Source organism: Streptomyces roseochromogenus subsp. oscitans DS 12.976 (assembly GCF_000497445.1).
In the GTDB taxonomy this organism is placed as follows: Bacteria; Actinomycetota; Actinomycetes; order Streptomycetales; family Streptomycetaceae; genus Streptomyces; species Streptomyces oscitans.
Window position 1 is genome coordinate 3,633,728 of the sequence record NZ_CM002285.1, and the last position, 12,215, is coordinate 3,645,942.

Below are 12,215 nucleotides of genomic sequence, written 5' to 3' on the forward strand. Positions count from 1 at the left end.
GGCCCGGGGCGCCTGTCGTTTTCCGGGTTCTGTCGTCCCAGGGCATCCACCTTGCCGATCAAGGAGCCCGACGTGACCACCACCACCGCGGAAGCGACCATCGCCGACGCCCGTGAGCGCATCGACGCGCTCGACGACCGGATCATCGGCCTCATCCAGGAACGGATGGCCGTGTCCACCGTCGTACAGGAGACCCGTATCGCCTCCGGCGGCCGGCGGGTGAACCTCTCCCGCGAAATGGAGATCCTCGGCCGCTACCGCGACGCGCTCGGCAAGCCGGGCACCGGCCTCGCCATGACCCTGCTCGAACTGTGCCGGGGCCGCATCTGAGTTCGATCACGTCTCACCCGTACGGAGCGTGACCGGCCCGGGTTCGCTTCGTTGAGCCGGGTGTCCGTGCCAGCCAGGGGCGGGCCCGACAGAACCACGCGTGGCTCGCTGGAGCGATGAGGCGTACGGGTCGTGCCGTCCGCCGTGGGACCTCGCTCCAGGGAAGTGACCGGACGGCAGGGGACAGCAGCCCGGTCACCCAAGAGAACGGTCGGCCCCGGGGACGCCCGGGGCCGACCGGCGGGAACCACCCCTGTGCACCGGGACCCCAGGACTTGCGGCGCACCCCCCCGGCGCCGCCCCAGGCATCGACGCTGCCCTGACGTCGATGCTGACTGGAAGAAGGGCCCCGCGGCCTCTCCGTCCCGCGGGGCCCTTCGTCTTGCCCCTTCGTCTTGACCAAAGGGACGCAGCAGCAAGGGATGCGTGACTCACATCACATGAAAATCACGTGCCGCTGAAGCAACCGTTGAAGGTCCTCGCTGATCAAACCTGCCGAGTCGAAAAGACAGCGAGAGGGACCTGCCTTCGGAGGGGGATGCAGGTCCCTCTTCACTTCCCTGGGACGGGCCTACTTCGGCGGTACCGTCGGCATCCCCAGGAACGGCAGGCGCAGGGCGCCGAACGCCTCCTCCGGGACCGCCGGAGCCTGCGGCTCCACCGGCTTCAGCCGCTCGTACGCCGCACCCGGCGCCGGACGCGGATCCTCCTCGCCCTTGTTCGGCCAGAAGGACATCGCGCGCTCGGCCTGCGCGGTGATCGTCAGCGAGGGGTTCACACCCAGGTTCGCCGAGACCGCGGCGCCGTCCACGACCGAGATGCCGGGGTGGCCGTAGAGGCGGTGGTACGGGTCGATCACTCCCGTCTCCGCGGAGTCGCCGATGGGGCAGCCGCCGAGGAAATGCGCGGTCAGCGGGGTGCCCATCAGCTCGCCGACGTTGCTGCCGGCGAAACCGTTGATCTCGGCGGCGAGCGCGGAGGCGGCCTCCGTGGCGGCCCTGATCTGCTTGGGGTTGGGGGCGCCGTGGCCCTGGCGGGCGGTCAGCAGGCCCTTGCCGACGCCGCCGGGCTTCAGGTACGTCGTCAGGGAGTTGTCCAGCGACTGCATGACCAGGCCGATGATGGTCCGCTCGGACCAGCGCCGGTTGGAGAGGGAACGCAGGACCAGCAGCGGGTGCCGGGCCGCGTTCGCCAGCCAGGCCAGCGCCCGGGAGGAGCCCTCGGCGTAGGGCACCTGGAGGATCGACAGGCCGCCCATGGAGTTCGAGCCCTTGCCGTAGCGGACCGGCTCGATGTGGGTGTTCTCGTCGGGGTGGATCGAGGACGTGATGGCGACACCGCGCGTGAAGTCGGCCTGCGGCTCGCCGGTCGCCTTGCGGTAGCGGCGGTTGTCGGTCTGCGCGCCGACCAGTGCCTCGGAGTTGGTGCGGGTCAGATCGCCGAGCCGGGCGGAGAGATACGGCAGCTGGCCGCCGGCCTTCATGCGGTGCAGCAGGCTCTGCGTGCCGTAGGTGCCGGCCGCGAGGACGACCCTGCGGGCGGTGAAGAGCCGGCCCTCGCCCTTCTTCTTCTGGTCCGTCGGCAGGGTCGCCACCGCGTACCCGCCCCGTGAGTCGTCCGTGACGGACACGACCGTCGTCATGGGGTGGACCACCGCGCCCCGCTTCTCGGCGAGGTAGAGGTAGTTCTCGTTCAGGGTGTTCTTAGCGCCGTGCCGGCAGCCGGTCATGCACTCCCCGCACTCGGTACAGGCGTTGCGGGCCGGACCGGCCCCGCCGAAGTACGGGTCCGCCACCTGCCCGCCCGGCTGTGCCTTCGCCGTCCCGTCCGCGTCCTTGCCGTCGCCGAAGAACACGCCGACCGGGGCGAGATGGAAGGTGTCGCCGACGCCCATCCGCTGCGCCGCCGCCTTCAGGTGCACGTCGGAGGGGGTCATCGTCGGGTTGAGCCGGACGCCGAGCATGCGCTGGGCCTGGTCGTAGTACGGCTTCAACTCCTCCTGCCAGTCGGTGATCTCCCGCCACTGGGGGTCGTCGAAAAAGGCCTTCGGCGGTACGTAGAGGGTGTTGGCGTAGTTGAGCGAGCCGCCGCCGACGCCCGCGCCCGCCAGCACCATCACGTTGCCCAGCAGATGGATGCGCTGGATTCCGTACATGCCGAGTCTCGGGGCCCAGAGGTAGTTCTTGAGGTCCCAGGAGTTCTTGGGCAGCGATGCGCGAGTGAAGCGGCGGCCGGCTTCCAGTACGCCGACCTTGTAGCCCTTTTCGGTCAGGCGAAGGGCGGATACTGAGCCGCCGAAACCGGAGCCGACGATCAGGACGTCGTAGTCGTAGGCGTCTTGCGGCACGGTGTCTCCTCCTCGGGAACGGGCGTTTCTAGCGGAACCGGAATGCCTTCATCAGGCGGAGACTCGTGCTCATGAAGCGGGCGTACCCCTCGTCGTCCATCCCCAGCGACGGCGCCATCGGCAGCAGTCGCTGCTGGGCCACCGTCTGGGCCTCCGTGTACTTGAGGATGCCCTCGGAGCCGTGGCGGCGGCCGAGGCCGGAGTCCTTCATGCCGCCCATCGGGGACTGGACGCTGCCGTAGGCGGGTGCGTAGCCCTCGTTGACGTTGACCGTGCCGGTGCGCAGGCGGGCGGCGACCTCGCGGCCGCGCCGGGCGTTCTTCGTCCAGACCGAGGAGTTGAGGCCGTACGGCGTGGCGTTGGCGCGCTCGACCGCCTCGTCCTCGGAGGAGAAGCGGTAGATCGACACGACCGGGCCGAAGGTCTCCTCCTCGCACACGGCCATGGAGTCCTCGACGCCGTCGAGGATGGTCGGCTCGAAGAAGTACGGGCCGATGTCCGGACGGGCGACCCCGCCCGTGATCAGCTTCGCGCCCTTCGTCACGGCCTCCTCGACATGCCGTTCGACGGTCTTCAGCTGGCGTTCGCCGACCAGCGAGCCCATGTCGGCACCGTAGGCGAGGGAGTTGCCGAGCCGCATGGCCCTCGTACGGGCGGCGAAGCGCTCCAGGAAGGCGTCGGCGACCGACTCGTGGACGTACAGCCGCTCGATGGAGATGCAGAGCTGTCCGGCCGAGGAGAAGCAGGCGCGTACGGCACCGGCGGCGGCCTTCTCGATGTCGGCGTCGTCCAGCACCAGCATGGCGTTCTTGCCGCCGAGTTCGAGGGAGACGCCGACCAGGCGGGCCGCCGCACCTTGCGCGACCTCGCGCCCTGTGCGGGTGGAGCCGGTGAAGGAGACGTAGTCGGCGTGCTTGACGACCTCGGGGCCGACGACCGGGCCCTCGCCGAGCACGACCTGGAAGACGCCCTCGGGCAGGCCGGCCTCGATCAGCAGGTCGCGCGCCCAGAGTGCGGTGAGGCAGGTCTCGGTGTCCGGCTTCATCACGACCGCGTTGCCGGCGACGAAGGCGGGCAGCGCGTCGCCGACGGACAGTTCAAGGGGGTAGTTCCAGGGGGCGATCTGGCCCACCACCCCGCGCGGGTGGCGGAGTTCGGTGACCTTCGTGAGCGTGGGGACGGCGCCGGTGTGCCGCTTGGGCCGCAGATAGGCGGGGGCCTTGCGGCCGTAGTGGCGGGCCGCGACGGCGACGGCCTGCACCTCCTCGTGCGCGTGCAGACGGGCCTTGCCGGTCTCCAGCTGGATGAGGTCGAGCACCTCGGCCTGGCGTTCCAGCACCAGGTCGTGGAAGCGGAGCAGGACCGCGGCCCGCTGCCGTACCGGGGTCCTCTCCCACACGGCCTGTGCGGTGCGGGCGGACTCGAAGGCCTGAAGCACGTCCTCGGGCGTGGACTCGGGCAGGTCGGCCAGCTTCTCGCCGGTGAACGGGGTGTGGTTGGCCGTACGGCCGGAGCCGACGACACCCTTGGTGAGCTGGGCCACCAGTTCCGGGGTGACCACGTCGGCGGCGGTGCGGGCGCCTTCGGGTGCGGGCGCGAGGGGGTTGGTGCCGGTGCTGTCCGGGGCCTGCGTGTCCGTCATGACGCGCAGGGTATGCCGGAGCGGAGGCTTTGTGTACCCGTCGGTAACGGGGATTCACCGACTGCTCACATACCGCCAGTGATCACTGGCAGAGAATGTGCTGATCAGGGTGTTGAGGCGATGGCGGGCAGGACGATCATCCGAGTCCGGCTTTTTTCGCCAGGAGCAGGCCGAGCGCGGTGCGCGGGGTGCGGCGACGGGTGTCGGGCGGGGATCCGGGGGCGGGTGCGGATCCGGAAGCAGGCTCTGACGTGGTTTCCGGACCCGCCGGGGTTTCCAGCTCCGACGTGGTTTCCGGTTCCGGTGCGGTTTCCGGCTCCGGGGCCGCGTCCAGGTCCGGTACGAGCCTGACGCCCAGGTACGTCTCCAGTGCCGCCGTGACCTCCTCCGCGTCGGGGCGGGCCTCGGGGTCGGCGGCGTGCAGGCGGTCCAGGAGGGGGCCCAGCGGGCCGGGGTCCGTGTCCCCCAGGGCAGTGCGGAGCAAGGCGCCCAGGGACCAGAGGTCGGAAGCGGGGCCGGCGCCGGGGACCGTGCGCTCGGGGGCGACGAAACCGGCGGGCGCGTCCCCCGGATGTCCGTCACCAGTCCCGAAGTCGGTGACGACCACCCGCCCGGTGCCGGACTCCAGCAGCACGTTGGCCGGCTTCACGTCCCGGTGCACGATGCCGACGGCGTGGGCGGCGCGCAGCGCACCGAGGACGGCGAGCCCGATCCGGGCGGCCTCGGCGAGCGGCAGGGGGCCGCGCCGCAGGACCTCCCGCAGCGACTCGCCCTCCACCAACTCCATGACGATCCAAGGGACTTGACCCTCGGCGACGACGTCGTACACCGCGACGGCGAAGGGATGGCGCACCCGGGCCGCGGCGCGGGCCTCCCGGTAGAGCCGGCGGGCGATCCGGCCGCTGTCCTCGTCGCCGACCGGATCGCCGGGCAGCAACGGCTCCTTGACGGCGACCTCGCGGCCCGGCGCCTGTTCGTCCCGGGCCCGCCAGACGGTCCCGGTGGGCCCGGACCCCAGGCGCCCGGCGAGCCGGTAGCGGCCGCCGATCAGACGTGCGTCGGGCGGGTGTTCGCCGTCTCCACTCATGTCACATGAGTACCGTGCACACCACACCTTTGTCGAAGCGGGGGTCAGGAAGCGGGGGGTCAGAGCTTGTCGATGTCCAGGTTCGCGATCGCCGCCCTGGCCACCTCCCGGCCGCGGGCCGTGAAGTCGCCCTTGCCCGGGTAGCCGACGGTGAGCCGGTACATGTCTCCGGCAGCGGTCCGGTAATAGAAGATCTGGAGTTCGCGCGGGCGGGGGTTCTGGCTGTCGTTGGTCGTGTACACGGCGGTGTTCTTCGCGGCCTCCTTGCCGTGGTACGTCGCGGTGTCGTCCGGGTGTGTCCTCGCACCCGCGGGCATGGCGAGGGTGTACTCGCCTTGGCCGCGGAACTTCTCGTCGTCGGCGTACATCTGGGACCGCGCGCTGTTCTTGATCTCGTTGAGGGAGTCCTGCGACTTCCTGGTCAGCTCCAGCGTGATCCAGACGCCGCCGCTCCAGTCCTCGTACGTCACCCAGTTCTTGTCGGTGGCGTCCTTGGCGGGCCGGACCGCCCGGTAGCCCGCGGGCACGGCGACGCCGGCGCCCAGCTCCGCCTCCGGCTTCTTCGCCCATCCGTCGGGCAGCGGGCCCGCGAAGGGATCGGCGAGCACCAGGTACGCCGCCACCGCCGCCACGACCAGCGCCGCGCCCACGGCGAGCCACCCGGCGCGGCCGAACCGCCGGGTACGGGTGACATCGGGGGCGGTGAACTCGGCGCGCTGGGTGGGGACCGGAGGCGCCGGAGGCTTGGCCGCCTCCTCCAGCAGGGTGCGGACCCGGTCCGCCGGGAGCCGGTGCGCGGGGTCCTTGCGGAGCAGCCCCTCGATGACCTCGGCGAGGGGGCCGGAGGCGGCCGCGGGCGCGGCCGGGGTGGAGTTGAGCACGGACTGGAGCGTGGCCGGGGTGTTGCTGCGGCGGAACGGCGAGACGCCCTCGGTGGCCGTGTAGAGCAGCACCCCCAGGGACCACAGGTCGCTCGCCGGGCCGGGCCGCTGTCCCAGCACCCGTTCCGGGGCGATGTACTCGGGCGAGCCGACGAAACCCCCGGTGTCGGTGAGCCGGGTGTCGCCCTCGATCCGGGCGATCCCGAAGTCCGTGAGGACCACCCGGTCGTACCGGCCGAGCAGGACGTTGTCGGGCTTGACGTCCCGGTGCAGGACGCCCGCCGCGTGCGCCGCCTCCAGCGCGCCGAGCACCTGAAGGCCGATCCGGGCCGCCTCGCGCGCGCCGAGCGTGCCCTCGTGCAGGACGTCGCCGAGGGTACGGCCGCGCACCAGCTCCATCACGATCCAGGGCCGGTCGTCGACGACCGCGACGTCGTGGACGTTCACCACCGCGGGATGGTCCAGGCGGGCCGCCGCGCGGGCCTCGCGGCGCATGCGCTCGAAGGCGTTGGCGCGTTCCTGTTCGGGAAGGTGGTCCGGTACGCGCGGCTCCTTGACGGCGACCTCCCGGTCCACCGTCTCGTCCTGGGCGCGCCACACGGTTCCCATCCCACCGTGGCCCAGCTTGCCGAGCAGCCGGTACCGTCCGGCGATGAGCCGCCCGTCGTCCGCCTCCTGCGGTCGGGGCGGGGGCGGGCCCTGCTTCGGCTGTGCTTCCGGCTGCTGCTTCGGCGGTTGCAGAAGGTAACTCGTCGTCTCGTCGGCCCCGTGGCCGACTCCCCCGTCACTGCTCATGCGTCATCCATACCGCGCCCTGCGCGCGCCCAGCCACAGGGATGGCCAACCGGTCACTAACCCGTGACCGAGCGGCCGTCAGGCCCCCGCCCGGAAGGTGCCGAGCGCCACGTCGAAGTACTCCCGCGCCTGACGCACCTCGCCGACCGGCGCCGACACCCACACGTCATACATCCGCCCGGCCTCCTCCCAGCACAGGTCGTAGGTGTGGCGCGGGCCCTCCGCCGCGCTGAAGCCGTCCCGGGTGAACTCCCAGAGCGCGGCGGGGTGTCCGTCGTGCCGGGTGGGGGTGACCCGGCCGTCGTGGTAACCGGGGTTGGTGGCAGACCCCGTGGCGGCCGAGCGCTCCATCACGCCCTGCGGGCCGCCCGGTTGGGGATCGGCGACCTTGACGCCGAGGCGGAAGGTGTCCCCCGGCGAGAGGTAGAAGACGCGCTCGCCCTGCGGACTGCGGGTGAAGTCCCGCGGTACGGCGAGCGAGAAGCCGGCCGGGTCCCGGGCCGTACGGTAACCGGAGGGCACGGTACGCGAGCCTGCCGAGGCCGGCGGACGGCTCGCGGTGGTGGTGGGGCCGGCCGTGGTGGGTGCCGGAGGCGAGGCGGGCGGCGCGGTCGGGCTCGTGCCGGTCCCGGTCGCCGGAGAGGTCGCCGTACCGCCGGGGCTGCCGCCGCCCCCGTCCCCGCTCCCGTGCAGCAGCAGCGCCGCCGCCGAGACTCCGGCCCCCGCCAGCGCGGCGACGAGCAGCGCCGCGAGCAGCACACCGCGCGTGGAGGTACGGGCCGGGGCCTCCGTCCCCGCTCCGGACACGGTGGCCGGCTGCGGTCCGCCGTGCGGAACGTCCCGCCGGGTCGGCGTGCAGGAGGCGTTCGGCGTACGGCCTCCCGCCGCATCGGATGTCGTCGTACGGCTCCCCGCCGCCCCTGACGCCCCCGGCCTCGGCGTACGGCCCCCGCCGATCCGGTGGCCGCGTCCGGGCGTCGGGAAGCCGGGCGGGCCCGGTGCGTCCGGGGTCCGGCCCGTCTCCAGGAACGTACGCAGCATCTGCTCGGCCTGGGCAGCGCCGAGCCGCCGGTCCGGGTCGCGTTCCAGCAGCCCTCGTACGACCGGGAGCAGCGGCTCGGCCTCGGCGGGCGGCCGGATCTCGGCGGCGACGACGGCGTGCAGGATGCCGCCGAGCGAGTCGCGCCGGAACGGCGACTCGCCGCTGAGCGCCGTGCACAGCAGCGCGCCGACCGACCACAGGTCGGACTCCGGCCCGGTGCGCAGCCCCGACATCCGCTCCGGCGCGGTGTATTCGGGCGAGCCGACGAAGGAGCCGGTCTCGGTGAGCGTGGTGGCGCCCGCGACCTGCGCGATACCGAAGTCGGTCAGCACGACCCGGCCGGTGCCGGACTCGATCAGGACGTTCGCGGGCTTGATGTCCCGGTGCAGCACCCCGGCCGCGTGCGCGGTGTCCACCGCGCCGAGCAGGGCGGCACCGATCCGCGCGGCCTCGGCGGCGTCGACCGGGCCCTGCCGCGAGATCCGGTCGGCGAGCGAGTCACCCTCGATCAACTCCATGACCAGATAAGGGCGTTCATCCTGCTCCACCACGTCGTGCACGACGATGATGTGCGGATGCCGCAGCCGGCCGACCGCCCGTGCCTCACGGAAGGTGCGGTCCCGGCGGCGCCGCGCGTCGTCCTCGGAGAGCGAGTCGTCCGGCAGGAGTTCCTTGACCGCGACCCGGCGCCCCAGCAGCTGGTCGGTGGCCCGCCACACCACGCCCATGCCGCCACGCCCGATGCGTGCCTCCAGGCGGTAACGGCCCGCGATCACCCGGAAGTCGGCGCTCTCGGTCCCCATGCGCCCCATCATGCCGCACCGGACCCATCCGCTCCGGGGCGCCGACCAGCCAAGCCGGGCCGTTCAACCAGCGATTTTCGGCCGTATCAGCCGCGGGGCCGCCTCAGCCGCCATCGGCCGTCGCGTCAGCCGTCGTTCGGCTGCTGCCAGCTCTGCAGTACCCACTTGAACTGCTTGCTGGTCTTCGCCCAGTCCTCGGCCGGCGTCGACATGTAGATGGCGTACTCGATGCCCGCGCGGGAGAAGTAGGTCTCCTCGATCGCGTGCCGCGGACCGGCGACATGCGGCGGGTCCTTCTTCAGCGCGGTCCAGGTGTACTCCCACAGCGAGCCGTTGCGGTCGCGGTAGATGTTCGCCTTCATGGTCACTCGCTTGTAGTCGACCAGCCGCTGCAGCTGCTGTTCCAGGTCCTTCTGGTGCTCGAAGGCGTTGGCGAAGTCCGGCGAGCTGTCGACGGCGATACGGACGAAGTGCAGGCCGCCGTCCGGGCTGTAGTCGATCTGCTTGAGGACACCCTGGTTCTGGTAGACCTTCCGCTTCCAGCCCTTGGGCAGGGAGAGACTGAAACCGAGGGGGTCGTGGTACGTCTCCCAGTTGTCGGGAACCGTGCCCTCGGGGCCCGGCGCGGTGCCGCTGCTCGCGGACGGTGACGTCGCCGGACCCGCGCCGCCCCCGCTCGACCCGGTGTTCTGCTCCATGCCGCCCCACTCCTGGAAGGCCACCGCCGCGCCTCCGCCGAGTACGGCCGCGACGGCGACGACGAGGGCGAGGGTACGCAGCCGGCGCCGGGGCCGGGGTCTGGGCCGTACCGGCGCCGGGCCCATGGGCGTGGGGGCCACGGCCGTCTGCCCGGTCGCGGAACGGGCCGGTCCCGTCGGCGCCGTGGGGACGGTGGCACCGGTCGGGTAGCTGTGGGGGCCGTAGCCCGAGGTGCTCGTCCCGCCGGCGTGCACGCCCGAACCCTGGGTCGGGACGAACGCCTGGGCCATGGACGGGCGGCGGCCCTCCGCGGTCTCGGCGAGCATCTGCTCCGCCTCCTCCGCGCTCGGCCGCCGTTCCGGTTCCTTGCGCAGCAGGGCGGATATGACCGGGCCGAGCGCACCGGCGTGGCGCGGCTCGTCGACCTCCTCCTCGACGACCGCCTGCATGGTGCTCAGCGGCGAGGTGCGGCGGAACGGGGAACGGCCCTCGACCGCCGTGTACAGCGTGGCGCCGAGCGCCCACAGGTCCGAGGACGGTCCCGGGTCGTGGCCGCGCACCCGCTCCGGCGCGAGATAGTCGACCGAGCCGACGACCTCCCCGGTGCGGGTGATCGTGGTGTCGCCCTCTATCTGGGCGATGCCGAAGTCGGTGAGCAGCACCCGGCCGTCGCGGCCGAGCAGCACATTGCCGGGCTTGACGTCCCGGTGCAGGACGCCGGCGGAGTGCGCGGCGCGCAGCGCCCGCAGCACCCACAGTCCTATGCGGGCCGCCTCCCTCGGCTCCACCCGCCCCTGCTCCTTGACCGCGTCGGCCAGCGAGTTGCCCTCGACCAGCTCCATCACGATCCAGGGGCGGCCGTCGTGCTCCAGGACGTCGTGCACAGTGACGACGGCGGAGTGGCTGATGCGCGCGGCGGCCCGGGCCTCCGCCCGGGTGCGGGCCAGCAGCACGGCCCGGTCGCTGTCGGAGACGTACAGCGCTGCGGTCAACTCCTTGACGGCGACCGTCCGGTGCAGCACCTCATCGTGGGCGCGCCACACCCGGCCCATGCCGCCGCTGCCGATGGAATCGGCAAGCCGGTAGCGGCCCGCTACGAGCAGGCCCTGCATCTGATTCACGTTGCCCCGCAATGCTCTTGACAGGGTCAGATTAAGGACCGCCCTGCCGACTGGGAACCAGCGGGGTACCAAGGTGACAGCACTGTGACGCTTGTCGCCGCCGGAATCGGCCAGTACCGGTCAACCGGTATACAGGGCGCTCAACCCGTGTAGCGGTACGTCGCCGTGGCCTGCTCGTAGAACCGGGTCACCTCGTCCCGCTGGGCCTCCGGGCCGCGGACCTGGACGATGTGGTAGCGGCCGTTCAGCAGGATCGCCATGTTCCGCACGAACAGGTCCTGTCCCTGTCCGTCGGTCCAGGTGAACTGCCCCTCGGCCATGGTCCGTCCGCCCACCTCGATGGTTCTCAGACCGGTGGCCGTGGCCCAGCTGGAGCTGCGGTACGGCTGGAGTTCGCTCTCCTTGTCCCGCTGGTAGGCCATCGGGTCACCGCCGTACATCGTGGCGCTGTCCCGTCCGGGTACGACGATCAGCTCGAAGTCCCCGTGCGCGTAGACCACCTGGCCGCTGCCGTTCTTCGGGGTGCGGTCCCAGCCCTTGGCCACGGCGATCTGGAAACCTTCCGGGTCCTTGCGCAGGGTGAAGCCGTCGGCGACGGACGGGTCGCCGTCGGTCTGGGTGTCGGTGGCGGGAGCGCTGCTCTGCGGCGCGCTCTGCCCGGTGGAGGGTTCCGGGGTGCGCGAGGGCGCGGTACTCGCCTCCCCCGCGCTGCCGGTCCGCTCGCTGCCCGCGGCCCCGCTCTCCCCCTGCTTCGGCATGAACAGCATCGCGTACGCGACGGCACCGGCCAGCAGAAGCAGGATCAGCAGGAGCAGGGTCCGGCCGAGGCTGCGCGGCGACGAGCCCGCCTCCTCCCGGGCCCGCTTGTGCCGGCCGTGCGGATGGGTCTCGGGCAGCCCGGCGCGCCGGCGGCGCAGCCGCACCAGCTCGCCGCGGCGGCGGACGATCGGCAGCCGGTGCGGATCGGCGGACGGCACGGGTACGACATGCGTGCCCGCGTCGGGCTCGGGTGCGGAGCGCACCAGCGAGCGCAGCCAGCCGTTCAGCTCCTCGAAGTCCAGGCGTTCGTGGGGTCTTGGCGCAGCAGCGACTCCACGACCGGGCGCAGCGGTCCGCACTCCTCGGCGAAGGCGGGCGGTTCGGCACAGACCAGCTGCACCAGCTCGGCCCGTCGACTCCTCGGGGTACGGCGCATGCCCCCTGTACGGACCGGAACAGCAGCGCCCCGAGCGCCCACAGGTCGGTCGCGGGCCCGATCGGCGCCGCCAGCTGCCAGTTCTCGTGCACGGGCCCGGCCTGCTCCGGCGCCCACCGCTCGGTCACCGGCCCCACGACAGTCATCCGCACCTGCCGCGCCCGTTCGGCCGCCAGCGCCGTCACGGGCCCACGACGGGACGCGGCGGGCTCTGCGGCTCCGTCCCAGCGGGCTGAGTCGGTGCCCGTTGCGTGGGCGGTGCCGGGGTGTGGG

Annotated in this window: 7 protein-coding genes and 1 pseudogene; 1 reads left to right on the forward strand and 7 read right to left on the reverse strand. The window is 72.3% G+C overall.

What is annotated here, in order from left to right; translation table 11 throughout:
• The first annotated feature begins 72 nt into the window (after positions 1–72).
• Positions 73–330, forward strand: a complete 258-nt coding sequence (locus M878_RS65410; RefSeq protein ID WP_023547313.1) for a chorismate mutase — start codon at positions 73–75, stop codon at positions 328–330.
• 571 nt (positions 331–901) lie between these two features.
• On the opposite strand, the gene M878_RS65415 is transcribed toward M878_RS65410, so the two are convergent.
• The 7 genes and pseudogenes from M878_RS65415 to M878_RS65445 all read right to left on the reverse strand — a co-directional run.
• Complete coding sequence (locus M878_RS65415) at positions 902–2,677, reverse strand: GMC family oxidoreductase N-terminal domain-containing protein (RefSeq protein ID WP_023547314.1); 1,776 nt, start codon at positions 2,675–2,677, stop codon at positions 902–904.
• Positions 2,678–2,705: 28 nt separating this feature from the next.
• Complete coding sequence (locus M878_RS65420; RefSeq protein ID WP_023547315.1) at positions 2,706–4,319, reverse strand: succinic semialdehyde dehydrogenase; 1,614 nt, start codon at positions 4,317–4,319, stop codon at positions 2,706–2,708.
• A 136-nt stretch (positions 4,320–4,455) separates the two neighbouring features.
• A complete protein-coding gene (locus M878_RS65425; RefSeq protein ID WP_023547316.1) occupies positions 4,456–5,406 on the reverse strand; it encodes a serine/threonine-protein kinase in 951 nt (316 codons plus the stop codon).
• A gap of 59 nt (positions 5,407–5,465) precedes the next feature.
• Positions 5,466–7,082 carry a serine/threonine-protein kinase gene (locus M878_RS65430; RefSeq protein ID WP_023547317.1) on the reverse strand — a complete coding sequence of 539 codons (1,617 nt, stop codon included), beginning with the start codon at positions 7,080–7,082 and terminating at the stop codon, positions 5,466–5,468.
• 78 nt (positions 7,083–7,160) lie between these two features.
• Positions 7,161–8,927, reverse strand: coding sequence for a serine/threonine-protein kinase (locus M878_RS65435; protein WP_023547318.1), 1,767 nt, complete (start codon positions 8,925–8,927; stop codon positions 7,161–7,163).
• Between the two features lie 125 nt (positions 8,928–9,052).
• The gene (locus M878_RS65440; protein WP_023547319.1) at positions 9,053–10,738 is read right to left on the reverse strand and encodes a serine/threonine-protein kinase; all 1,686 of its coding nucleotides are present in this window, start codon (positions 10,736–10,738) and stop codon (positions 9,053–9,055) included.
• Positions 10,739–10,887: 149 nt separating this feature from the next.
• Positions 10,888–12,215, reverse strand: a pseudogene (locus M878_RS65445) (serine/threonine-protein kinase); the annotation flags it as partial.

What these genes read in the sequence shown, in the direction of transcription:
- M878_RS65420 (WP_023547315.1), bottom strand. Translation starts at nt 4,319, where the DNA reads ATGACGGACACGCAGGCCCCGGACAGCACCGGCACCAACCCCCTCGCG.
- M878_RS65435 (WP_023547318.1), bottom strand. Translation starts at nt 8,927, where the DNA reads ATGGGGACCGAGAGCGCCGACTTCCGGGTGATCGCGGGCCGTTACCGC.
- M878_RS65440 (WP_023547319.1), bottom strand. Translation starts at nt 10,738, where the DNA reads ATGCAGGGCCTGCTCGTAGCGGGCCGCTACCGGCTTGCCGATTCCATC.
- M878_RS65425 (WP_023547316.1), bottom strand. Translation starts at nt 5,406, where the DNA reads ATGAGTGGAGACGGCGAACACCCGCCCGACGCACGTCTGATCGGCGGC.
- M878_RS65430 (WP_023547317.1), bottom strand. Translation starts at nt 7,082, where the DNA reads ATGAGCAGTGACGGGGGAGTCGGCCACGGGGCCGACGAGACGACGAGT.